This is a genomic window from Candidatus Phycosocius spiralis, from assembly GCF_030158815.1.
In the GTDB taxonomy this organism is placed as follows: Bacteria; Pseudomonadota; Alphaproteobacteria; order Caulobacterales; family Aquidulcibacteraceae; genus Aquidulcibacter; species Aquidulcibacter spiralis.
Window position 1 is genome coordinate 102,012 of record NZ_BPFZ01000006.1, and the last position, 22,989, is coordinate 125,000.

Annotated in this window: 18 protein-coding genes (1 of these 18 cut by a window edge); 8 read left to right on the forward strand and 10 right to left on the reverse strand. The window is 52.3% G+C overall.

Annotated elements, in window-relative coordinates; all coding sequences use genetic code 11:
- Positions 1-99: 99 nt before the first annotated feature.
- Entirely contained in the window at positions 100-1,965 is a 1,866-nt protein-coding gene (typA, locus tag PsB1_RS06255; RefSeq protein WP_284359812.1) for a translational GTPase TypA, read from the forward strand.
- Positions 1,966-2,081: 116 nt separating this feature from the next.
- Here the strand turns inward: typA and PsB1_RS06260 are convergent, their stop codons facing one another.
- From PsB1_RS06260 to PsB1_RS06270, 3 genes are all read right to left on the reverse strand, one after another.
- Positions 2,082-4,139 (reverse strand): M13 family metallopeptidase, encoded by a 2,058-nt coding sequence (locus PsB1_RS06260; RefSeq protein WP_284359815.1) that lies wholly within the window; start codon positions 4,137-4,139, stop codon positions 2,082-2,084.
- Positions 4,140-4,314: 175 nt separating this feature from the next.
- The gene (locus tag PsB1_RS06265; RefSeq protein WP_284359818.1) at positions 4,315-6,309 is read right to left on the reverse strand and encodes a DEAD/DEAH box helicase; all 1,995 of its coding nucleotides are present in this window, start codon (positions 6,307-6,309) and stop codon (positions 4,315-4,317) included.
- Between the two features lie 267 nt (positions 6,310-6,576).
- A complete protein-coding gene (locus PsB1_RS06270; protein ID WP_284359821.1) occupies positions 6,577-6,987 on the reverse strand; it encodes an MAPEG family protein in 411 nt (136 codons plus the stop codon).
- A 226-nt stretch (positions 6,988-7,213) separates the two neighbouring features.
- On the opposite strand from PsB1_RS06270, the gene PsB1_RS06275 reads away from it, so the two are divergent.
- Positions 7,214-8,518 carry a metal-dependent hydrolase family protein gene (locus tag PsB1_RS06275; protein WP_284359822.1) on the forward strand — a complete coding sequence of 435 codons (1,305 nt, stop codon included), beginning with the start codon at positions 7,214-7,216 and terminating at the stop codon, positions 8,516-8,518.
- Between the two features lie 14 nt (positions 8,519-8,532).
- Here the strand turns inward: PsB1_RS06275 and PsB1_RS06280 are convergent, their stop codons facing one another.
- Complete coding sequence (locus tag PsB1_RS06280) at positions 8,533-10,185, reverse strand: choline dehydrogenase (protein ID WP_284359824.1); 1,653 nt, start codon at positions 10,183-10,185, stop codon at positions 8,533-8,535.
- Positions 10,186-10,547: 362 nt separating this feature from the next.
- Here PsB1_RS06280 and secA point away from each other — a divergent pair, with 362 nt between their 5' ends.
- Positions 10,548-13,289 carry a preprotein translocase subunit SecA gene (gene secA / locus PsB1_RS06285; RefSeq protein ID WP_284359825.1) on the forward strand — a complete coding sequence of 914 codons (2,742 nt, stop codon included), beginning with the start codon at positions 10,548-10,550 and terminating at the stop codon, positions 13,287-13,289.
- Between the two features lie 6 nt (positions 13,290-13,295).
- Here the strand turns inward: secA and PsB1_RS06290 are convergent, their stop codons facing one another.
- Together PsB1_RS06290 and PsB1_RS06295 are read right to left on the reverse strand one after the other, a co-directional pair.
- Positions 13,296-14,369 (reverse strand): phytase, encoded by a 1,074-nt coding sequence (locus PsB1_RS06290; protein ID WP_284359828.1) that lies wholly within the window; start codon positions 14,367-14,369, stop codon positions 13,296-13,298.
- Between the two features lie 56 nt (positions 14,370-14,425).
- Entirely contained in the window at positions 14,426-14,977 is a 552-nt protein-coding gene (locus tag PsB1_RS06295) for a gamma carbonic anhydrase family protein (RefSeq protein ID WP_284359872.1), read from the reverse strand.
- Between the two features lie 330 nt (positions 14,978-15,307).
- Between PsB1_RS06295 and PsB1_RS06300 the strand changes: the two genes are divergently transcribed.
- Entirely contained in the window at positions 15,308-16,108 is an 801-nt protein-coding gene (locus PsB1_RS06300) for a PhoH family protein (protein ID WP_420887885.1), read from the forward strand.
- A gap of 58 nt (positions 16,109-16,166) precedes the next feature.
- Here PsB1_RS06300 and PsB1_RS06305 read toward each other — a convergent pair whose 3' ends face one another.
- The 4 genes from PsB1_RS06305 to folP form a co-directional block, all read right to left on the reverse strand.
- The gene (locus PsB1_RS06305; protein WP_284359829.1) at positions 16,167-16,379 is read right to left on the reverse strand and encodes a DUF3126 family protein; all 213 of its coding nucleotides are present in this window, start codon (positions 16,377-16,379) and stop codon (positions 16,167-16,169) included.
- A 61-nt stretch (positions 16,380-16,440) separates the two neighbouring features.
- Complete coding sequence (locus tag PsB1_RS06310) at positions 16,441-17,259, reverse strand: PhzF family protein (protein ID WP_284359830.1); 819 nt, start codon at positions 17,257-17,259, stop codon at positions 16,441-16,443.
- A gap of 566 nt (positions 17,260-17,825) precedes the next feature.
- Positions 17,826-18,632, reverse strand: a complete 807-nt coding sequence (gene thiD / locus PsB1_RS06315) for a bifunctional hydroxymethylpyrimidine kinase/phosphomethylpyrimidine kinase (protein WP_284359831.1) — start codon at positions 18,630-18,632, stop codon at positions 17,826-17,828.
- Between the two features lie 36 nt (positions 18,633-18,668).
- Positions 18,669-19,493 carry a dihydropteroate synthase gene (gene folP / locus PsB1_RS06320; protein ID WP_284359832.1) on the reverse strand — a complete coding sequence of 275 codons (825 nt, stop codon included), beginning with the start codon at positions 19,491-19,493 and terminating at the stop codon, positions 18,669-18,671.
- Between the two features lie 104 nt (positions 19,494-19,597).
- On the opposite strand from folP, the gene PsB1_RS06325 reads away from it, so the two are divergent.
- The 4 genes from PsB1_RS06325 to hslO all read left to right on the forward strand — a co-directional run.
- Positions 19,598-20,404 (forward strand): ABC transporter permease, encoded by an 807-nt coding sequence (locus PsB1_RS06325; protein ID WP_284359833.1) that lies wholly within the window; start codon positions 19,598-19,600, stop codon positions 20,402-20,404.
- 142 nt (positions 20,405-20,546) lie between these two features.
- The gene (locus PsB1_RS06330) at positions 20,547-21,722 is read left to right on the forward strand and encodes an aspartate aminotransferase family protein (protein ID WP_284359874.1); all 1,176 of its coding nucleotides are present in this window, start codon (positions 20,547-20,549) and stop codon (positions 21,720-21,722) included.
- Between the two features lie 24 nt (positions 21,723-21,746).
- Positions 21,747-22,664 (forward strand): ornithine carbamoyltransferase, encoded by a 918-nt coding sequence (argF, locus tag PsB1_RS06335; RefSeq protein WP_284359834.1) that lies wholly within the window; start codon positions 21,747-21,749, stop codon positions 22,662-22,664.
- Positions 22,665-22,675: 11 nt separating this feature from the next.
- On the forward strand, positions 22,676-22,989 hold the 5' portion of the coding sequence (gene hslO, locus PsB1_RS06340) for an Hsp33 family molecular chaperone HslO (protein WP_284359835.1). Its footprint extends 637 nt past the window's final position; only the first 314 of its 951 coding nucleotides appear in the window; it begins with the start codon at positions 22,676-22,678; its stop codon lies beyond the right edge, outside the window.

A 22,989-nucleotide genomic window follows, 5' to 3' on the forward strand; every position in this document is an offset into this window, starting at 1 on the left:
CTTGGAGCTGCTATAGACCCAACCAAGGGCCTTCGCCATATTATTTCGATAATGGGTTGATTAGGCCTCCATTTCAGATTTCCTCCCGGAGCATGACCCGTGACCACCCTTTCTGACGCACCCGTATCATCGGCTGCGCTACGCAATATTGCGATCATCGCCCACGTTGATCATGGCAAAACCACCCTAACCGACCAATTGCTAGCCCAAGGCGGCGCTTACCGGGAGAATGAAGCGCGCGCAGAGCGGGCGATGGATTCCAATCCACAGGAAAAAGAACGTGGCATTACGATCTTAGCCAAATGCACCAGCATCGTGTATGGTCAAGACAGCGATGAAGTTCGTATCAATATCGTCGATACTCCTGGCCACGCAGACTTTGGCGGTGAGGTCGAACGTGTTTTGTCTATGGTTGATGGCTGCTTGCTATTGGTCGATGCAACAGAAGGGCCGATGCCGCAGACCAAATTCGTATTGACCAAGGCATTAGCTTTGGGCCTGCGTCCCATCGTCGTGCTCAATAAAGTGGATCGCCCAACCGCGCGCCCAGATGAAGTATTAGATGAAGTGTTTGAGCTGTTCATGGCATTGAACGCCACCAATGCGCAATTGGATTTTCCCGCAATCTATGCGTCTGGCCGCGACGGCTGGGCCTCTTTGACGCTGGATGGCCCACGTGAGAATCTCAACCCTTTGTTTGAGACCATTATCGACCATGTGCCAGCCCCAGATGCCGCCCATCGCCGCGATGAGCCGTTTCGTATGTTGGTCACTATGCTTGATTCAGACCCCTTCTTAGGCCGGATTTTGACCGGGCGGGTTGAGAGTGGTCGCTTAACGGCAGGGACTGTGGTCAAGGGCCTTAGCATTGACGGGAAAACCATTGAACGTTCGCGCATCTCAAAAGTGCTGGCCTTTCGCGGCTTGCGTCGCCAACCGATTGAAGAAGCAGAAGCAGGCGATATCGTCTCTATCGCTGGGCTATCCACCACAACCGTGGCCGATACGATTGGCGATATGGATGTAACCCAAGCCATTCACGCCACCCCGATTGATCCGCCAACCCTGTCGGTCACCGTCATGGTCAATTCGAGCCCCCTTGCAGGCCGCGATGGCGATAAGGTGCAAAGCCGGGTCATTCGCGATCGCCTCTTAAAGCAAGCTGAAACCGACGTGGCGATCAAAGTTACCGAAACCGCCGACAAAGATGCTTATGAGCTGCAAGGCCGGGGCGAATTGCAAATTGGGGTTTTGTTGGAAAGTATGCGGCGCGAGGGCTTTGAGATGTCGATCTCACGCCCACGAGTTCTCACCCGCCTCGATGAAGATACTGGCGAAAAGCTTGAGCCTATGGAAGAAATCACCATTGACGTGGATGAGGAATATGCCGGCGTCGTGGTCGAAAAAATGTCGGGCCGCAAAGGTGAATTGCAAGATATGCGGCCATCTGGTGGGGGTAAAGCAAGAATTGTATTTCATGCCCCTGCGCGCGGGCTGATTGGTTATCATTCTGAGTTTTTAACCGACACGCGCGGTTCTGGTATCATGAACCGCATCTTTCATAGTTGGACTCCCTGGAAAGGCAATATCAACCGGCGTCATAATGGCGCTTTGATTGCCAATGATAGCGGTAAATCTGTGACCTACGCGCTTTGGTATTTAGAAGAGCGCGGCGTGCTTTTCATTGATGGCGGCGAAGATGTCTATCAAGGCATGGTGATTGGTGAAAATGCTAAGCCTGAAGATATGGATGTTAATCCATTGAAGGAAAAAAAGCTTTCCAACGTGCGTTCGTCCGGCAAGGATGAGGCGATGCGCCTGACCCCGCCGCGCCGCATGACGCTGGAGCAGGCGATTGCTTGGATTGATGACGATGAACTGGTCGAAATCACCCCCAAATCCATCCGCATCCGGAAAAAGGAGCTGAACCCCGCTTTCCGTAAGCGCAAGCCGAAGACCGACTAACCATCGGCTGGTCAAGGCTGGCTTTTAGCCCAAGGCCTAAAATTTGTTGGTTAAGGCTCCAAAGTCTGGGCTGCATTCCTGCAGCCCAGAGTGTGATGTACCTCGTACGACTAAAGCTACCAGATACGAACCCGGTCTTTAGGCGCAACATAGAGCGTATTGCCCGGCTTGACGTTAAAGGCCTGATACCAACCATCCACGTTCTGCACTGTACCGTTCACGCGGTATTGTGCGGGTGAATGGGGGTCGGATTGGACTTGATTGCGCAAGGCTTCATCGCGCTGCTGCGCACGCCATACTTGAGCCCATGCCAGATAAAAGCGCTGATCGCCGGTGAGCCCATCAATCACCGGTGCAGGGCGGCCTGCCAATGAGAGCTGATAAGCAACATGGCCGACTACCACGCCGCAATGGTCGCCAATATTCTCACCAATGGTCAATTGGCCATTGATGTTGACGCCGGGCAGAGGTTGGAAGCCATTGTATTGGGTCACCATCTTGGTACCCAAAGCTTCAAACGCTTTGACATCCGCTGGCGTCCACCAATCGCGCAGGACGCCATTTTCATCATATTTAGCGCCCTGATCATCAAATCCATGACCCATTTCATGACCAATAACGCCGCCAATCGCACCATAATTGACCGCAGGATCGGCGAACTCATCAAAGAACGGGGGTTGCAGGATCGCTGCTGGGAACACAATCTCGTTGAAGATGGGATTGTAATACGCATTGACCGTTTGAGGCGTCATAAACCAGCGGGTTTTGTCCGTTTTCTTCTTTAAATCTTCAAGGTCCCGCTTGACATTAAAGGCTTGAACGCGGCGAGCATTGCCGATGGGATCACCAGCTTTGATCTCCAGATCGCTATAATCGCGCCATTTATCTGGATAGCCAATTTTGGGGTTAAAGGTCGCAAGCTTGCGCATCGCCTTTACTTTGGTTTCGGCACTCATCCAACTGAGACCTTCGATACGAACCTTGAAGGCTTTGCGTAAATTCTCAACCAGAACCAGCATTTTGGCTTTAGCCGATGGGCTAAAGTGGCGCTGCACATACACCTGACCGATCCCTTCGCCCAAAGCGCCGTTAACCGCTTGTGTTCCCCGTTTCCAGCGGTCGCGCTGTTTGACCTGTCCGTTTAAGGTTTTACCATAAAAGTCAAAGTTCTCATCATCGATAGCTTTGGGTAGCATGCTGGCACTATTGGAAATGAGATGGTAGGTTAAATAAGCCTTCCAGGTGTCCACAGGCGTATTCTTGAACAAAGTTGCCAAAGGCCCCATCGCGGTAACTTCGCCGACGATGCAATCTTGAATGTCAGTCAATCCGGTCGCTTTAAACGCCACGGCCCATGGGAAATCTGGCGCTATTTCGTCCAATTGCGCGCGGGTGCGGGGATTATACATTTTGGTTGAATCGCGCCGGTCCGTGATCGGCCAATGGCGTTTGGCAATCTCAGTTTCTAACGCCATGATGGCGGCAGCTTTGGAAGCGCCATCCCTTTGCCCGGCCAGTGTCAATAAACGTGCGATATGAGCGGGATATTTGTCGCGAAGTTCTTTAAAGCGCGCATCGTCCTTGAGGTAATAATCGCGCTCTGGCATGCCCAAGCCGCCATGACTGATCGTGACGATATAACGGTCTGGATTGCCATCATCGAGGCCGACGCCCCAGCCAATAGGAGCCGGGGTGGGCAAATCGGGTTTGCCAAAAATGGCGGCAATATCATCGTGGGTCTTTGCCGCTGCGATCAAATCAAGATCGGCCTGAAGGGGGGCTATGCCCGCGGCATCAATGGTGGTTGTATCCATAAACGAGCGATAAAAATCACCAATTTTTTGTTCGATCGAGCCAGGCGCGCTGGTTTTGGCCGATAGGTCGTCAATAATGGCCCGCACGTCTACTTCGGCTTTCGCCGCCAGTTGATCAAAAGGACCCCAGCTTACCCGATCAGCCGGGATCGGGTTATTCTTCATCCACGTGCCGCCACCATATTTCCAAAAATCATCGCCGGGGCTGATGCTGAGATCGCGGCCAGCCAAATCAATCCCAAAGCTACCTATTTGGGGCTTATTGGTCGCCGCACTTGCTGCACTAGCCCAACCCAATTGGCTGGCCACGGCCAAGCTTACTCCACTGCCACTTGTAAACAAAAATGCGCGTCTGTTCATGTTGGTCCCCTCTTAGGTTAAGTCATAAGTGCAAAGCCTCTTATCAATGTCAATGCAGGACAGGGTCCAATAGAATTACATTTCCGCAAGCTTTCCGGGGCCAACCGCTCAAAACCAGCAAAAAAGGGGGAGCCGAAGCCCCACCTTTTATACCTAGTCTCGCAGATAGAAAGACTTATGAGCGACCACGACGTGGCACAAATGTGCTATCGCCGCCTCGGCTCACATTCGCGCCGCCGCTTGCACCTGAGCGCCCTAAGCTAGCAGGCTTTCCACCAAAGCTCTTATTGCCAAAGGTTTTGGCACCAAATTTTTTCGACGGGCCGGCTTTGCCTGCCCGATCATAGCTGCGGCCCTCAATGCGGGCTTCGCCGCGCGGTGCTGGCCCATGACGGGTGGCGCTATCGCGCTTGGCTTGGCCATTACGGTGGCCAAAGCCTTCACTGCGTCCTTCATAGGAGCGTGGACGGTCGCCTTGCATGCGATTATTTTGTGGGCGGTCGCCAAAGGAGCGGGGTCGTTCACCATAGCTAAGCTCTTCGCGTGGTTTGCTGTGAAACGGTTTGTCAAAGCGTGGCCGCTCTTGCTGGACCGCTTCTTCGCGTCGTTGCGGAACAACAAAACCAGGTGCCATTGACGCGCTACGATCCCCAAAGCGGCTTTCGTCGCGTTGTTGTGGGCGGCCTTCATTGAACACCGATCGGGTCGCAACGTTTCCAGCCCGTGGGCGACGCTCACCGTCATCCTTGCGGTCGCGCTTGGAATATTGCCCGCCGCGTGGACCAGGACGGCCGCCACGGCCACCTTCACGACCGCCATCACGCGCACCAAACTTACCATCTCGGCGGGGATCGTTGCGCGGCTCGTGCAACATTTCCTTGGGCCCAGTGCGGCGCAAAACACCGACAATATCGCCATGCGCATTTTTAAGGGCGCTCAAGGTGGTGGTTGGTGCATCCATGTTTTCAACAAAAATGACTTCGCCATCTTCATCATAGGCAACTGGCTCTGGCTTAGGCGCCGCTGGGCGTGGGCCCTTGCTGAGATTGGCCGGATTCATTTTCACAATGGATTTTTTGATCAAGCGCTCAATCTGGCGTAGATTATCGCGCTCATGGGGCGCACAAAAGGAGATGGAGATGCCTTCACAACCCGCACGTGCGGTGCGGCCAATGCGGTGGACATAGGCTTCAGGCACATCTGGTAGATCGAAATTAATCACATGGGTAACACCATCGACGTCGATCCCGCGGGCTGCCACATCGGTACATACCAGCAAGCGGGTATGGCCTTTGCGGAAGCGCTCTAGCGCATGTTCACGCGCATTTTGGCTTTTATTGCCATGGACGGCATCCACCGACATGCCTTGTTGCTCAAGCTTCTCGAGCACCTTTTCAGCCCCGTGCTTGGTGCGCACAAAGATCATGGCACGGGTTACTTCAGGCTCATGGCAGATGTCTTCCAGCACTTGTTGCTTGTTAACTTGGCTGGTCATGATCAGGCGCTGGTCCACACGCTCAGCAGTAGACGAAAGTGGAGCCACCTGGATGCGCTTTGGATCGGTCAAAAGCTCTTCAGCCAAATGCGCGATCTCTTTTGGCATGGTGGCGGAGAAGAGGCTGGTTTGGCGCCCTTTAGGGATTTCGCCTACGATCAGGCGGATCGGCTTGATAAAGCCCATATCCAACATCTGGTCAGCTTCGTCCAAAATCAAATGCTCAACCATATCCAGGCGAATGGCGCGCTGCTTGATCAAGTCAATGAGGCGCCCCGGTGTGGCGATCAAAATATCGACGCCACGCTCCATAGAGCGAATTTGCTTACGCATATTCGCGCCACCGTAAACAAGTGCACCAGATAGGCCAACATATTTGCCATAGGTACGAAGGCTATCGGCGATCTGGCCAGCCAGTTCACGGGTTGGGCAAAGGATCAAAGCGCGACAGGCGCGCGCGCCGGCGTGAATGCGCCGCTCTGACAAATGATGCAGCAAGGGAAGCGCAAAGGCGGCGGTTTTGCCGGTGCCGGTTTGGGCCAGGCCCAAAAGATCCAGCGATTGCATGGCGGGGGGAATGGCTTGGATCTGGATCGGGGTTGGCTGTTCATAGCCTTCCTCAGAAATGGACTTCAAAATAGGCTCAGCAAAGCCAAAATCAGTAAATTTAGTCATGGTTTAGTCGTCTTTCACACGTCAATACGTGCGGTATCGCCCCCGGTTTTTGGGGTGCGCGCACGCGTCTGGGACGGGCCTGACGATAGTTGCTTGCTGGCAGGCGCGCCAAATAGGGCAATCCTACGCCTGGTGTGACCTCGCGAAAAAAACACGGTCACGTGCAACGCCCAGACGGCAGAAAGCAATAAGAGAGCCAAAAGCTCCGTTGTGGGACGTGCACTTAAACTCGGACAGATCGGGAGGGCTTAGCCCTTCATACCTGACTTAGCTGCCGAGTGCTTCCAGGATCGTTTTCACAAAAAGCGTCATTAAAACGAGTGAAGCCAAGGCAAACACCGCAAAGCGCATCACAACCAAATTAACGGTCGCTTGCACCAGCGAATGCAGTACACGAAGGCCCACATAGCCCCAAGCGAGCCAAATAGAAACCCCATCGGCCCACATTCCCACATGCGCGACCAATGCAAGGGCGTAAAAAAGCGTCGGCTGCTCGTGGAGATGATTATAATTATGTGCGATTTGGCGCACTTTTTGTGGTAAAACGTCTAAACTACCGGGGATTACCGCCGCTTGTGGGTCAATTTTGTGTTTTTGCATAGCTGGTAGTCGGGTGGCATACATCCACACCCACATCACAAAAGTCCAGCCAATCAGCGCCAAAATAGGATATAACATTAAGGGCCCTCCCCAGAGCATTATTCATGAGCAGTTTTCATGAGCGTTTTTCTCATTTGCAAACCAACTCGCACAGTTTGAGCCCCTAAATCTAGTACTTGACGCTTGGACGACTCGCGAACATGCATAGGTTCTTGAAACGTTCGGGGTCGCTTGAATGGCTTGCCAAGCGCGCGGTGTCGCTTCAAACTAAACCCCAATGAGATGTTTTATGGGGAGCCGACTTATGCGTTCAACTTTGTTTTCAACCGCCTTGGCCACGATGGCGATATTGGCGTCTCCCCAACTTTCATTCGCCCAACCAGCGAGCCCCACAACCTACATCTACGCCGGTAAGCTGATCGCCGAACCGGGCAGTCCTCCTGCGACCGCTAAAACACTCATCATTCGCGACGGTAAAATTGAGGCGATTAAGGACGGTTATGTGGCACCCCAAGCGGGCGCCAAGATCGTTGATCTCAAATCCAAAACCGTGTTGCCGGGCCTAATCGACAGCCATGTGCATCTATTGTCAGAGCTGTCGCCCAGAAGTGTGCTCAATCAAGTCACCAAGGAAGAAAGCGATTTGGCGCTTGATGGGCTTGTTAATGCGCAAAAGACCTTGGCTGCTGGATTTACTACGGTGGTAGATTTAGGCGCCGATGGGCACCACACCATCTTTGCCCTGCGCGATCAATTTGCCTCGGGAAGGCTTCTGGGGCCGCGCATTTTAGCGGCCGGGGCAGCCATAAGCCCCACGGGTGGTCACGGCGATATTCATGGCTTTCGCGAAGATGTCATGCATGTGCTGGGACCACAGAGCGTGTGTAATGGTGTCGATGATTGTCGACGAGCCGTGCGTGAACAAGTCAAAGCGGGTGCTAATATCATCAAAGTGACCGCGACAGGTGGCGTGTTATCCAACACGGCCAGCGGCCTTGGCCAACAGTTTTTTGACGATGAACTCAAAGCCATTGCCGATACCGCGCATCTATTAGGCAAGAATGTCACGGCCCACGCCCATGGTAAGGAGGGCATTGAAGCGGCCTTGCGGGCCGGTTTCGATAGCATAGAGCATTCAAGCTATGCCGATGAAGCCACTTTTGCGCTCTATAAAGCCAAAAATGCATGCATGGTACCCACGGTTCTGGCCGGGGCGACAGTCACAGACATGGCGCGCGCTGGGGGAACTTTAACTGGGGCGCAGGCTGCCAAAGCGCTCACCGTCGGCCCATTGATGCTTAATATGTTGGCGCGCGCACGCAAAGCAGGAGTGTGCATCGTCTTTGGGACAGACAGTGGCGTTTCTCGGCACGGCGATAATGCGCGTGAGCTTGAATTGATGGTCGAGGCGGGCTTCACCCCGGTAGAAGCCTTGCGTAGCGCCACGGTTGGCGGCGCGGCTCATGTTGGATTATCCGATCAGATCGGCACTTTAGCGGTGGGCAAAGCCGCCGACATCATCGCGGTCTCAGGCGACCCATTGGTAAATATTAGTGCCATCCGCAAGGTCGATTTTGTGATGGCGGCTGGCCGGATTGCCAAGGACTAAGGGGTTTTGCCCGCTTAGGGATTAGCAATTGTAACCTCTTGTGGGGCTAAAAACTTCTTGCCGCGAATATGGTCGGAGATTTTTTCGGCTATCATGATGGTTGGTGCATTGGTATTGCCACCTATCAGGTTTGGCATCACCGAAGCGTCCACGATGCGCAGATTCTTGACGCCGCGAACCTTGCAATCCTTATCCACGACCGAAGCCTTATCGCTGCCCATCCGACACGTGCCGATCGGGTGGTAAATTGTCTCCGCTGTGGCTTTGATGAAGGCATCAATCTCATCGTCGGATTGAACCTCGGCTCCAGGCTTAAATTCTGGGCCACGATAGGGGGCAAGGGCAGGTTGGGCCATAATATGGCGGGCCATTTTAAGGCCTTCTCGCAAGGCACGGCGGTCTTCTTCGGCGGTCAAATAGCGCGGATCAATGACAGGGGCCGCAAATGGGTTGGCATTGGCAAGGGTGATTTCTCCCCGGCTTTCAGGTCGCAAATAACAGATATGGAGCGAGAAACCGTCTGTCATGGCTTTAATCTTCCCATGCTGTTCTACTAAGGCGTTGACGAAGTGAAATTGGAGGTCCGGGCGATCTAGGCCTTTGCGGGATTTCGCGAAACCGCCTGATTCTAGGAAGTTTTCGCGCCCCAGTCCTTCTTTGCGGAGCAAATAGGTTAGCGCCGTTAGATATTGTTTTAAGCCGCGGTTCAAAGAAAAGGCCGTTATGGGCTGGGTGCATTCTTGCAGCAATAAAACGTCCAAATGATCTTGCAGGTTTTGGCCCACATTTTGGCTATCAACTACAACTTCCACGCCTGCTTTTTGGAGACTTTGGGCGGGGCCAATACCTGAAACCATCAAGATTTGGGGCGATTGTACCGCGCCAGCGCACACCAAAACTTCCTTATTGGCATAAACGCGGGTGCGCGGCGAATTTTCATCATGGGCATATTCAGCGCCGACGCACACTTTGTCTTCGAGCAAGAGCTTGGTGGTATAAGCGTGGCTACGCACAGCCAGATTGGGTCGCCCTAACGCAGGCTTTAAATAGGCAAACGAGGCTGACCAACGCTCCCCATCCTTGATCGTCAATTGGTAAGAGCCAAAGCCCTCTTGGTCATGCCCATTAAAGTCGTCGGACTTTTTGTGGCCGGCCTGCACCGCGGCTTCAATAATAGCTTGATATAAGGGATTGGTTGATTTGCCCCACGAAACATGGAGTGGACCAGAGGTACCATGAAAATCATCCCCCCCGGTTTCGAGCGTCTCAGAACGCTTAAAGTAAGGCAGAACGTCAGAAAAACTCCAGCCCTTAAGCCCCAATTGTGCCCATTGATCATAATCACGGGCGTGGCCACGGATGTAAATCATGCCGTTGATCGAGCTCGACCCACCCCAGCCCTTGCCGCGTGGCCAATACATGGTGCGATTGTTAAGCTCGCTTTGGGCCTCTGTCATAAAGCCCCAATTATGCGCATTCTTGCCCTTGATCAGGGTGCCAACCCCGGCAGGCATCCGTACCAGCAAGGAATTGTTCCGACCACCGGCTTCCAGCAATAAGACCCGAACGCTAGGGTCTTCGGTCAATCGATTGGCCAGCACACAACCAGCACTTCCCGCGCCAACGATGATATAGTCAAAACGATCCTCGGCTGAAGCTAGTGTCATGAACTGTCTCCCGTGCTGCCTTAAGTGTCCATTTGATTTTATTTGGCGTGATCAAAGCAAGCGGGCAAGCGAAAATAACGCTTGGCTTTAGTCAGCAGTCTTTTGAGCTTGGCCAATGTGACCAAGTCGTCCACGATTGTCGTTTAGTGTTTTTTTCGGTGACCTTGCTTGCAAATACTGGCATTGGGACAATTTATCGCACCGATTTCTTGTAGAGTGCAGGGGTGTGCGTTGACATGCTTTCGCCGCTTTCCTACCTCACGGGTCGTTGTTGATAGTCAGGTGCGGTTGTCGCGCCCCATGCTTTACGTATGGACATCGTCATGCCGGGTAGTCCGGCGATCAGTCAGGCGCGGAAATTTATGCTTACGATTGTCAAGAAGTTGTTCGGCTCCTCTAACGAACGCCGCGTCAGATCCCTGTTGCATCGCGTGGAACAACGGATCAATCCGTTAGAAGGCGATATTCAAGCACTAAGCGACGATGCTTTGCGCGGAAAAACCAATGAATTTAAAGCCAAATTGGAAGCGGGGGCCAAACTCGATGATATTCTTGATGAAGCTTTTGCCGTCGTACGTGAGGCTGCCAAGCGATCGATTGGGCAACGTCATTATGATGTACAATTAGTTGGTGGCATGGTGCTTCATTCTGGTGCGATTGCTGAAATGCGTACAGGTGAGGGTAAAACCTTGGTGGCGACGGCCCCCGTCTATCTCAATGCCTTAGAGGGCAAGGGGGTTCATGTTGTCACGGTCAACGACTATTTGGCCAAGCGTGATGCACAATGGATGGGCCAAATCTACAGCTTTTTGGGGCTGCAAACGGGTGTGATTATTCCAGGCCTCGAAGATCAAGAGCGCAGAGTCAATTATGCTAAAGACATTACTTATGGCACCAATAACGAGTTTGGCTTTGATTATCTGCGCGATAACTTGAAATATAGCTTGGATGAAATGGTCCAACGAGACCATCATTTCGCCATCGTGGATGAGGTCGATTCCATCTTGATTGATGAAGCCCGCACACCCTTGATCATCTCAGGCCCAACCGATGATCGCTCTGAATTTTACCGCTCGATTGATGAACTGATTTATCTCCTAGACGATGAAGATTATGAGCATGATGAGAAACAGCGCTCAGCCGTTTATACTGAAAAGGGCTCTGAACATATTGAAGATTTGATGCGCGAGCGTGGGCTCCTTGAAGGCGCGCTCTATGAAGCGGTCAACACCACCATCGTGCACCATGCAAACCAAGCCCTACGTGCACATGTGCTCTATACGCGCGATAAAGACTATATCGTCAAAGACGATGAGGTGGTTTTGATTGATGAATTTACCGGCCGCATGATGACGGGCAGGCGCTTGTCCGAAGGGCTCCATCAAGCGATTGAAGCTAAGGAAAAGGTGCCCGTTCAGCCTGAAAATCAAACTCTCGCGTCCATCACGTTTCAAAACTACTTTCGCCTATATTCAAAGCTTGCCGGTATGACGGGGACAGCCCAAACTGAAGCGGCCGAATTTGAAGATATTTACAAGTTGCAGGTGGTTGAAATCCCAACCAATCGGCCTGTCGCCCGTGTCGACGAGTTTGACCTTATTTATCAGAATGCTACGGGTAAGCATAAGGCCATCATCCAAGACATTCGCAATACCTATGAAAAAGGTCAGCCGATTCTGGTTGGTACCGCCTCAATTGAAAAATCGGAATTGATTTCCTCACTCTTGAGCGCTGAAAACATACCCCACTCCGTGCTCAATGCACATAAGCACGCTGAAGAAGCAGAAATTGTTGCCGAAGCCGGGGTTCCAGGCGCTGTAACTATTGCAACGAATATGGCGGGCCGGGGTACGGATATTCAGTTGGGTGGCAATCTTGAAATGCGCACCGACAAAGAGCGTAAAGCCCGTGAAGCGGCTTGGGGACGGGCGATGACGCCCAGCGAAATTGCAACCCTGCAAGAAGAAATTGTGGCCGACATCGCGGTCAAAAAAGCCAAAGCGATGGAATTGGGTGGTCTTTATGTTTTAGGAACCGAGCGCCATGAAAGTCGGCGGATCGATAACCAGCTTCGTGGTCGAACGGGACGCCAAGGTGACCCGGGCAAAAGCCGCTTTTACATCTCATGTGACGACGATCTGTTGCGCATTTTTGGCGGTGAGCGGATGGCCGGTGTATTGCGCGCCCTCAAGGTAGATGAAGATGAGCCGATTGAAGAGCGCATGCTCAATAAAGCCATGGAAATCAGCCAAAAGCGCGTGGAAGCCCGCAACTTTGAAATCCGAAAAAACTTGTTGAAATATGATGACGTGATCAATGATCAACGCAAGCAAATCTTTGAAGAGCGCAAAGAATTTATGCGCACCGAAGATGTGGAAGAGACCGTCTTGCATATGCGCCATGAGGTTATCGACAGCCTATGCGAATATTATATGCCCCCAAAGCAACTTCCTGAACAATGGGATACCGAAGGGCTTGAAGTTGACGTTCAAGACCTTTTGGGCATAAAGATCCCTATTAAAGAGATGGCATCCCAAGAAGGTGTTGATGACAACGATATTCGTCAGGCCATCTTAGAGGCTTCCGATCGGGTGTGGGCTGAGAAAGTTGCCCTCATGGGTGAGCAGCAATCGCGTTACATCGAAAAGCAAGTCCTCTTGCAAACCATCGATCTAAAATGGCGGGAACATTTGGTGCAAGTGGACCATTTGCGCTCCGTCATTCATCTACGCGGCTATGGTCAGCGCGACCCACTGATTGAGTACAAAACAGATGCGTTTTCCATGTTTGAAGCCATGCGCTCTGATTTGCGTAAAGATGTGACCCGCTTTTTGATGAATGTGCAATTGATGGCCCCTGACCCCACCATGCTGTCGGGCGATTTTGGCCAATCGAACACCCACATCGAGGGTGGATTTGGAACCACGATTGGTGATGGTTTTGGCGCTAATCCAAGTTGGCTGAGCGCACCTGCGATAAGGACACAAGATCTGGTTACTTCCCCAAAGGGCCCAATGCCCAGAGCTTGGCAGTCAACTCCGCGTAATTCACCATGTCCTTGTGGATCGGGTAAGCGCTTTAAGGCCTGTCACGGCGCAATATAGGTTCGTTCAGTCGGCAATACCCAGTGCGGCTTTGATGTCGTTCCACGCAACGAGCTTAAAGTTCTGCGCGCCTTTGGCATTATGTCCGTCTTGCGCGATAAATAATCCACCTGGATAAGCGGGGCCAAAATCGCCGGTGATCAGCTCAATGCCATCGGTCTCCTCCGTTGAGCCAATAATGCCGCCGGTGATGCGAAACCGGCCTACCAATGTGTCGTCACGGGTCCGATAAACCGCATAAGCATTATCACCTTGGCTTGAGACTATCACATAGCGCGCTTGGTTTCCCACATGGGCTAAAGCCACACCTTCTGCATCGGCGACAATCTGTTTGCCGTCAGCTGGCGCGACTTTAATGGGCGTCGTGGCAGCAGTGGCGGCGGCTTGAAAGCGCCAAAGGCCAACATCCTCTTCTGCGACATAAAGCTGACCTGTCGCATCGTCGGCCACGCAGCCTTCTGATTGGGTCGCAAGCTTCATCGTGCGCACGATCTGGCCGGTGGGCACAGCCCCCCTGGTATTAAGGCTTACCTGATTGATGGTTCCATCTTTTAGGACCATAAAAGCATAAAGGCTAACAGCGTCACGGTAGAGGCAAATCCCATAGGCTTCCCCGGCACCCGCATCGACTATGCCAAGCTCAACCAGCTTAGCCGTGGTGGGGTTGAGACTGAACAAAGCCAATTTGGCTGTCTTAAGATCATTACGGTCACTGGCAACTACCAGAATGCTACTTCGACCCTGCACCATTACTTCGTCGCGTAAATCCACATTATTTACATGTCCAGCGTCGTTAAAACTTTTGATCTGGCCGTCCAAATCATAGACATAAAGGCCCGCCTTTTTGTCCGTCCCGATGATAAGGCTGGCGGTGGGCATAGATTTATTGCGCCAAATCGCTGGATCATCGGCGGCATCTTGATTGGGTGTGCCAACCGGAACCGTTTGACCGCGCGCTGCTATGTTCACGGCGGGCAGTGAGGAATTAAAGCTCGACACCATCGAGAATGGTGTCGCACAGGCGGTTAACCAGCAAGAGGCTAGCAAAACGGTCATCCAAACGCGTTGATCAAGTAGCATGGCCACCTTCAAAGGAATAAGTATTGAAACTTTTCTAGGGCACATAGATGCCAGTTTTATGACGCCCTCGTCGGCGGCAAAGGCAAAGGCCGTAATGACGCTTTATAGCGCTGCCAATTGTTCACATAATGCAAAGCCGATCCCGTCAGGAATTGGGCTTCATGCTTGCTAACTTCACGCACCACTTTGCCAGGTGCCCCCATCACCAAACTATTGTCTGGGATGATCTTGCCTTCGGGGATCAGAGCTTTGGCTCCTATGATGCAATTCTTACCAATGACAGCACGATTGAGCACTACCGCCCCAATGCCGATCAAACTATTGTCTCCCACACTACAGCCGTGTAGCATCGCCAGATGGCCGACAGTGACGTAGGAACCCAATGCCAGCGGGATGCCATCATCTGTGTGCAAAATGGCGCCATCTTGAACATTGGTGTTTTCCCCAATTGTGATGACATCATTATCGCCACGCAAAACCGCGTTGAACCAGATACTTGCATTCTCCTCTAAAACACAATGGCCAACAACGCTTGCAGTGGGGGCGATCCAATAATTGCCCGATTCTGGCACTTTTGGGGACATATCGCCCAATGAAAAGGCACTCAACAGCTGTGTCACAGTTTTTCTTCCTTTGAATAAGTTTTTGCGACGTTAAATCTCTGTTTACTCTGCTAAGGTGACATCGCAATAGAGATTCGCGGCCAAGCCGAAGATGTCTTCGGGACTGACTTGCGTAAGGGGGCCTAGTGATCGCTGTCGCGACCCGATTTGGACCATATTTCTGCTCCCCAGGATTGCCAGCAGCTTTTGGGCTGGTTCTCCCCCGGGGTAGTTCTCTATGTATCTGGCTTACCCATCTCACTGTGTCCGCCGCAAGCCTTCTGGTCTGCGGCCTTTTTTTTGTTTCCATAAAGACTGTCCTTAAGGAGCAAATACATGGCTAAACGCCCAGCAGTTCGCCGTACCCGTGACCAAGTCGAGCACGCCCGCCAATGTCAACCAAATGCTTTGGGTACGCCGAAACACGGTTCTTACACACAAGAAGAATCCAATGTCCGTGCTTTGTTTGGCTGGAGCCCGACAGCAAAGGACGATGGGGCCGATCGCGAGCAAAGCTTCTTGAAAAAGGTGAAACCACGCACGGCTGGTCAAGAAAGATTCTTGGATGCCATAGATACAAATCCCCTCGTGGTGGCGATTGGTCCTGCTGGCACGGGCAAAACCTATTTGGCGATTGCAAAAGCGGTCGATGCACTTGATGCTGGACGGGTTTCGCGCATAGTGTTGTCACGACCTGCGGTTGAAGCAGGCGAATCGATCGGCTTTTTACCCGGCCACATGGAAGAAAAGCTCGCCCCCTATCTGCGCCCTTTAATGGACGCTTTGTCAGATCGTTTGAGCCCGAAGCGCTTGAAAGCGATGATGATGGAAGGGCTGATTGAAATTGCGCCCATCGGCTTTATGCGCGGGCGGACCTTGAACAATGCCTTTGTTGTGATTGATGAGGCGCAAAACTGCACTTATGGCCAGCTCAAAATGCTCTTAACCCGCCTGGGCTGGCACTCAACCATGGTGGTCACGGGCGACCCTGCGCAAACGGATTTATTGCCGGAACTTTCGGGCCTGCGCCAAATTGCCGATGCGCTTGATACGCTCAGCGATGTTGCAGTGGTGCGCCTCGCCGATGTCGATATCGTCCGCCATCCATTGGTGGCGAGCATGTTGAGCGTGCTGTAGCGGCTTAACCCAACACAATGACAAGGCCCGTCATGGATAATGCTTGGCGGGCCTTTTGTTAGCCTTCCAGATCAATGTCCAAAATGGCCATTTCAAAGATGTAGGACGTCTCGCCTTCTTCTTCATCGATATAAACGGTACCCAGGAATTCGGGGCCCAGATAGACTTCCATCGAATCCTTCACGCCCGAACGGGGCTTAAGCGCCACATCGCTTGTGCGGAACACCCGGTTCATATGCGCCTCAACGCGCTTCCATTCAGGATTGGCCATTATTTGATCTCCAGCAGTTTGACCACGGGTTTAGGGGGAAGTAGTCCAACAAGAAAGTGGGCTAAACCCGCAATTGCCCGTCGAGTACAGTCACAGCCGAACCGCGCAACAATACGCGATCTCCGATAACTTCGCAGGTCAAAGCCCCGCCACGACCCGGATAGGCTTGAAAACAGTCTATGACTGATTTGCCCAATTTGTCACAAAACAAGGGCGTAATAATGCAATGGGCGGAGCCAGTCACGGGGTCTTCGTCAATACCAGAGCCCGGTGCAAAAAAGCGGCTAACGACCTCATAATCAGCATCTGGATCGGCGAAGGCAGATACAACAAGACTGCCCCGCTCTCGAATCATATCCTTGGTGCAAATTCGTTCAATCTCGGCAAGGTTCGGCTTAAGCCCGCGTAAGACAGTCTCATTCTTCACAATGACAACGGCATAATTGCCGACCCAGGTTTCAACGATTTCTGCTCCCAAGGCTTGTGCTAAACCTTCGGGAGTCTCAATCTGGACAGGGTTGTTGGCAGGGAAATTCATTTCAAGATAGCCTTTATCCGGTGCACGCACCATCAATGGCCCACTCATGGTATCAAAGGTCAGGACAGGAACCTGAACCCCTATCTCCCTAAACAAAACATGGGCGGAGGCTAAAGTTGCGTGGCCGCATAAAGGAACTTCAAGTACGGGGGTGAACCAGCGCAATCCAAAGCGTGCCGGGTCTTTTGTTTTGAGTAAAAAGGCTGTTTCGGCCTGATTGTTTTCCATCGCCAAAGTTTGCATCCAAGCGGCATCTGGCCATACATCAAATGGCTCGACGACGCAGGCAGGGTTGCCCGTAAATGGACGTGAGGCGAACGCATCTACAAGAAACTGGCGCATATCAGTTATCCTTAAATTGAACCTCCGGCCAGCGCGCTTGAATGCTCGCCACCTTTGCATGGGTAAAATTCGTTTGGCAGCGGTTTGGATGTGGGCGTAGCACCATGGCTAAACACCTTCCATGTTAAAAGGGTTGGCGATGTTGATCTTAACATCGGCTTCTAGCTTCTAGCCCACGGCAAATCATTCATCATGAGCGGTCCAAAGCTTTGATTGCGCTCAATAAGGGGGATTGGGACTGCCAAAGCGGCCCTCATATCACAGATGGTCACGTACTTGGTTTCGAGCTCGTTCAAGGGTGTGAGATGTATAGGATAGGTGCGCTTAACATCCTTGATCACCACATCTTCGACCTTTCAAGATGTATCGAAATCGAAAAAAGTATCTCATAATCGGGGATACAATGTTCGGGATTGCAACCCGTTCACTTAATCCAAGCGGTCCTAGAAACTGCCCCAGAGACTTAACGTCAATCGGGCACTCAGCGTCGCAATTAGGGGGCAAACCCTGCATCCTTTAGGAATTGGGGCAGATGAATTCAATTAAACGGTCCTCAAAACCATCACTTAGTTCTGAACCGGCCATGCGTGGTTTAAGGGGCCATGGCCTTTGCCAAAACCTGGTGCAGTCAACATAGCTTGCAGGAGATAAGCTCGCGCGCGCTCCACCGCTTCTTCCAATTCTACGCCTTGACTGAGGTGGGCCGCGATAGCGCTGGCTAAGGTGCACCCTGTGCCATGGGTTGAGGTGGTATTCATTCTTTGGGTCTCAAAAAACACTTCGCCTTTATGGGTTGCCAACACATCGCTGAAAGTTGTGCCAGCTATATGCCCGCCTTTGACAAGGACACCAGAAGCACCAAGTCTCAATAAACGTTCTGCCGCCCGGCGTTGCCCGTTGATGCCATCGACGGATAGATCGGTTAAGCGCTCCGCCTCTGGCGCATTAGGAGTGAGGAGGGAGGCGAGCGGAATCATCAGGCTTTTGACCGCCCCAATCGCTCGCGCTTCTAATAAAGGATGGCCGCTTTTGGCGATCATAACTGGATCAATCACCCGTGGCGCCCCCTTCGTATAGGTTTGTAAGGCTTCAGCCACACCTTCGACAATCTCAACATTGCCCAACATCCCGGTCTTGACCGCATCAAGCCCCAAATCGCGGGTCACGCAGGCGATTTGATCGGTAATGATAGGAAGGGGCACGGGGTGAACATCAAACACGCCCATGGTGTTTTGCACGGTAATGGCGGTTACTGCGGTCATGGCAAAACCACCTAATGCGGTTACGGCCTTGATATCGCCTTGAATTCCAGCGCCGCCGCCACTATCGCTCCCAGCGATGATGAGAACGCGGCCTTTAGGTGAATTCGTCATCGTCCTATCCTTACTGTGTGCGCCTTTAACTGGCTCTTATAGCGTATCATCTTGCAATGCTTGATGGATTTTCAGTGCTTGGCGGGTTTGGGCTACATCATGAACCCGCAAAATTCTGGCACCTTGATCTGCGCACCATAGTGCCGCCGCTAATGAGCCTCCTAGACGCGCATCGGGGGTTGCGTCTTGATCCAATGCGCCGATAAAGCGCTTGCGTGAAGCACCCAATAAAACAGGCCTGCCCAAAGCCGCGATCCGGCCAAGATCGCGCATAAGGGTTAGATTATGCACTACGGTTTTGCCAAAGCCGATGCCTGGATCTATAATAATATGCTCAAGTTTGACCCCTGCATGCACGGCCTGCCCGATCCGACTAACCAGATAATTCAACACATCCACCGTCACATCGCGGTAACAGGGAGCCTGTTGCATGGTTTTGGGATCACCTTGAGCATGCATCAAAACCACTGGTACATCTAAAGCCACAGCTATGGCCATGCTATGCGCACTATAGGTGAGCGCTGTGACATCATTCCAACAATCGGCCCCTGCCGCAACACACGCGCGCGCAACTTCTGGCTTTCGCGTATCGATTGAGAGTGCGATGTTACTGCTTTGCCGAATAGCAGAGATCACGGGTACAACTCGGGCTAACTCTTCCTCAATCGCTACCAGATCAGCGCCTGGACGCGTACTTTCCCCGCCGACATCGAGGATATCGGCCCCATCCTCGATCAAAGTCATGGCATAAGCTAGGCAGGCGTCCAACGATTGAAACTGGCCCCCATCGGAAAAACTATCGGGTGTCACATTGATGATGCCCATGATCAATGGACCCGATTTTTGGGTGAGAGTTTGCATGAAACGATTCATACTGCACAAACTAAGCAAAACTGCGCGCCAAGGACAGGGCATAGTGTGTGAAAGGTCTTTCCTTTAAGCGGGGAGGAGGCCACATTAAGCCGATGAAACATACAGCGAATCCGCAGGCCCCACGCACCTATGGCGCGGTCAATTGGATCGGCCTACAAACTCTTTATCTGCGCGAAGTCCGACGATTCTGGAAGGTTGCGGTTCAGACAATCTTTGGCCCAGTGGTATCAACATGGCTTTTAATGGTGGTATTTGTCATGGCTTTTGGGGCCGACAAAAGGGTGATGAGCGGGATACCGTTTGCGGACTTTTTAGCCCCTGGCCTCATCATGCTATCTATCATTCAAAATGCTTTTGCCAATTCATCTTCATCGCTGATCGTTGCAAAGGTACAAAATACTGCCGTTGATTTTATAATGCCACCTTTGTCCGCCGAAGAGCTAACTGTAGGTTTTATTGCTGGAGCTACAACGCGTGGCCTCTTGGTCGCTTTGGCGATGGCGATTTCCATCATGTTGTTTGCTAATGTCCTACCCAAGCATTTGGGGTGGACGATTTATTTTGGCTTGGTTGGAGCCATCATGTTTGGTGCCTTTGGTGTATTGGGCGGCATTTGGGCTGATAAATTTGATAATTTGGCCTTTGTAACCAGTTTTGTGATCACGCCTTTGACCTTTTTATCAGGGACCTTTTACTCAATTACTGTTTTGCCTGAACCCTTTCATGCGATCTCTATGTGGAACCCGGTTTTTCATTTAATCGATGGGTTTAGATATGGCTTGACCAATCATGCCGATGCCAATGTCATGGTTAGCGCGGTTTCGACCGGGACAATCAGTTTGGTTCTCGTGGTCGTCTGTTGGTACGTGTTCAAGACGGGGTGGCGCACGCGGGCATAAGGATGTAAAAGGTCTTCGATTTTAATGGTGCACACACCATGTACACCAAACAGGGATTGCCAAGTGTGAGCGAGCCCTTTGTCGTCTGTGCCGTTAAGGCACCCCCAAATTTGGAGAATGTTCCGTGAGCGCTGCACCCTTAATGCCTGTCTATTCCCCCGCCCCAGCCGATTTCGTGCAAGGCCGTGGTGTTGATGTCTTTACGGCTGAAGGTAAACGCTATTTGGATTTTATTGCGGGCATCGCCACCAATTGTCTGGGGCATTGCCACCCAAAGCTGGTTGCGGCCATCACCGCGCAAGCCAATAAAATCTGGCACATGTCCAACATGTATCAGACCGAGCTCCAGCGCTCTCTGGCGGAAAAATATACAAAAGCCACCTTCGCGGATGTTGTGTTTTTTGCCAATTCTGGGACCGAAGCGATTGAGGCTTGCTTGAAGCTCACCCGGAAATATCATTCCGCCAATGGTCATCCAGAGAAAATCGATATTTTGAGTTTTGAAGGCGCATTTCATGGCCGCTCCTATGGTGCGATCAATGCAGCGGCCAATCCCACATATCTAGCGGGGTTTGGCCCGCCACTGCCTGGTTATCTACAACTTCCGTTTGGCGATCATGAAGCCCTTAAAGCCGCGATCACGCCAACAACCGCTGCCATCATGATTGAGCCAGTGCAAGGTGAGGGCGGTGTGCGCGCTGTCCCCACCGACTGTCTACAAGGCTTGCGCGCACTATGTGATGAGCATGGCCTGTTGTTGATATTTGATGAGGTTCAATCAGGTGCTGGGCGCACTGGCAAATTGTTTGCCCATGAATGGGCTGGCATTACCCCCGATGTGATGGCTGTGGCCAAGGGCATGGGCGGCGGTTTCCCGATGGGGGCTTGTTTAGCGACTGCGCACGCGTCCAGTGGCATGGTCAAGGGGGTTCATGGCTCTACCTTTGGCGGCAATCCCTTGGCGATGGCGGTTGGTCACGCTGTATTTGATGAGATTACTCAGCCTCAGTTTCTCGAGCATGTGAGGGATGTCGCCAACCATTTGCATCAGGGCTTGGCAGGGCTGAAAGACCGCTACCCTGATTTGGTGGTGGATGTTCGCGGCAAGGGCTTATTGGCTGGAATCAAGCTGACGATGGATCCCCTCAAAGTGCGCCAATTGTGTTTTGAGCATGGCATGCTGGTTGGTACTGCTGGCCAAAACGTCTTGCGGTTGGCCCCGCCGCTGATTGTATCGACCGAACATGTGTCAGAGGCGATTTCCATTCTCGATGCTGCCTTAGCCGCTGCACGCGAACAGCAAAAAGCTGCTGCCTAAACGGGCGCAGTAAGGACAATTTCAATGCGTCACTTTTTGGATATTGACGCCCTCAGCCCGGGGGATGTGCGCGCTATTCTGGACGAGGCCCACGCACGTAAGATAGCCCGCTCGGGTTGGCCAAAGGGGCGGGTCGATACCGATGCGCCTTTGGCGGGCCATGTGCTGGCCGCCATCTTTGAAAAAAACTCAACGCGTACAAGGGTGTCATTTGACGTAGCGATGCGCCAATTGGGTGGGCAAACTTTGGTAATGGATGCGGCGACCAGCCAAATTGGGCGTGGTGAGCCCATATCTGATACCGCCCAAGTTCTTTCACGCATGGTGGATGTGATTATGTTGCGCGCCAATAGCCATCAAAGTGTTATGGATATGGCGCGCTATGCAAATGTACCCGTCATTAATGGTCTGACCGATTTCTCCCACCCGTGTCAGATCATTGCCGATTTAATGACGATGGAAGAAGCTGGGATTACACTGAAGGGTGCACGCATCGCTTGGGTGGGAGACGGCAATAATGTCCTGACCAGTCTGATTCATGCCGGCGCAAAACTCGGTTTTAGTATAGCAGTAGCTTGCCCAGTTAGCTTTGCGCCGCACCAAAAAATCGTGGAGGCCGCGCGCGGCCAAGGTGCGCTGATTGAGTTATTCGATGATCCGGACAAAGCGGTAGCCGATGCAGATTGTGTTGTGACCGATACCTGGGTATCCATGGGCGACACCAATATTGGTGAACGCATGCAAGCGCTTGGACCTTATCAAGTCAATGAGCGCTTGATGGAAAAGGCCAAGCCAGAAGCGATTTTCCTGCACTGCATGCCCGCCCATCGCGGTGAAGAAGTGACAGGCGCGGTAATAGATGGGCCCCAAAGTCGGATTTTTGATGAAGCCGAAAACCGAATCCATGCACAAAAGGCCATCCTCACTTGGTGTTTGGCATAAAGGACAGACCCATGACTTCAGGACTGATTAAGTCTGACCCCGATGCCGACCCGATGGCCGCAGCCGAAGATATTGTCGCGGCCTTTCAGATTGATGGTGAGCCGGTTCGCGGTCGTATCGTCCGCTTAGGCCCTGCTACGGTCGATGAAATTTTACAGCGTCATGCCTACCCCGAATGTGTGGCTAAACTTTTGGGCGAGTTATTGACCCTATCGGCATTGGTTGGCGCAAGCCTAAAATTTGAAGGCAAACTGATCATACAAGTTCAAGGCGAAAACGGCCTTGAAGGCCCTATTCGCTTCATGGTGGCCGAATATCGCACCAA

Bases quoted from the DNA above. Each gene is read 5' to 3' on its own strand.
- PsB1_RS06290 (WP_284359828.1), bottom strand. From the start codon at position 14,369: ATGCTACTTGATCAACGCGTTTGGATGACCGTTTTGCTAGCCTCTTGC.
- argF (WP_284359834.1), top strand. From the start codon at position 21,747: ATGCGTCACTTTTTGGATATTGACGCCCTCAGCCCGGGGGATGTGCGC.
- PsB1_RS06305 (WP_284359829.1), bottom strand. From the start codon at position 16,379: ATGGCCAATCCTGAATGGAAGCGCGTTGAGGCGCATATGAACCGGGTG.
- PsB1_RS06280 (WP_284359824.1), bottom strand. From the start codon at position 10,185: ATGACACTAGCTTCAGCCGAGGATCGTTTTGACTATATCATCGTTGGC.
- thiD (WP_284359831.1), bottom strand. From the start codon at position 18,632: ATGACGAATTCACCTAAAGGCCGCGTTCTCATCATCGCTGGGAGCGAT.
- secA (WP_284359825.1), top strand. From the start codon at position 10,548: ATGCTTACGATTGTCAAGAAGTTGTTCGGCTCCTCTAACGAACGCCGC.
- PsB1_RS06265 (WP_284359818.1), bottom strand. From the start codon at position 6,309: ATGACTAAATTTACTGATTTTGGCTTTGCTGAGCCTATTTTGAAGTCC.
- PsB1_RS06325 (WP_284359833.1), top strand. From the start codon at position 19,598: ATGAAACATACAGCGAATCCGCAGGCCCCACGCACCTATGGCGCGGTC.
- folP (WP_284359832.1), bottom strand. From the start codon at position 19,493: ATGCAAACTCTCACCCAAAAATCGGGTCCATTGATCATGGGCATCATC.
- PsB1_RS06260 (WP_284359815.1), bottom strand. From the start codon at position 4,139: ATGAACAGACGCGCATTTTTGTTTACAAGTGGCAGTGGAGTAAGCTTG.
- PsB1_RS06330 (WP_284359874.1), top strand. From the start codon at position 20,547: ATGCCTGTCTATTCCCCCGCCCCAGCCGATTTCGTGCAAGGCCGTGGT.
- PsB1_RS06275 (WP_284359822.1), top strand. From the start codon at position 7,214: ATGCGTTCAACTTTGTTTTCAACCGCCTTGGCCACGATGGCGATATTG.
- PsB1_RS06270 (WP_284359821.1), bottom strand. From the start codon at position 6,987: ATGTTATATCCTATTTTGGCGCTGATTGGCTGGACTTTTGTGATGTGG.
- PsB1_RS06310 (WP_284359830.1), bottom strand. From the start codon at position 17,259: ATGCGCCAGTTTCTTGTAGATGCGTTCGCCTCACGTCCATTTACGGGC.
- PsB1_RS06300 (WP_420887885.1), top strand. From the start codon at position 15,308: ATGGCTAAACGCCCAGCAGTTCGCCGTACCCGTGACCAAGTCGAGCAC.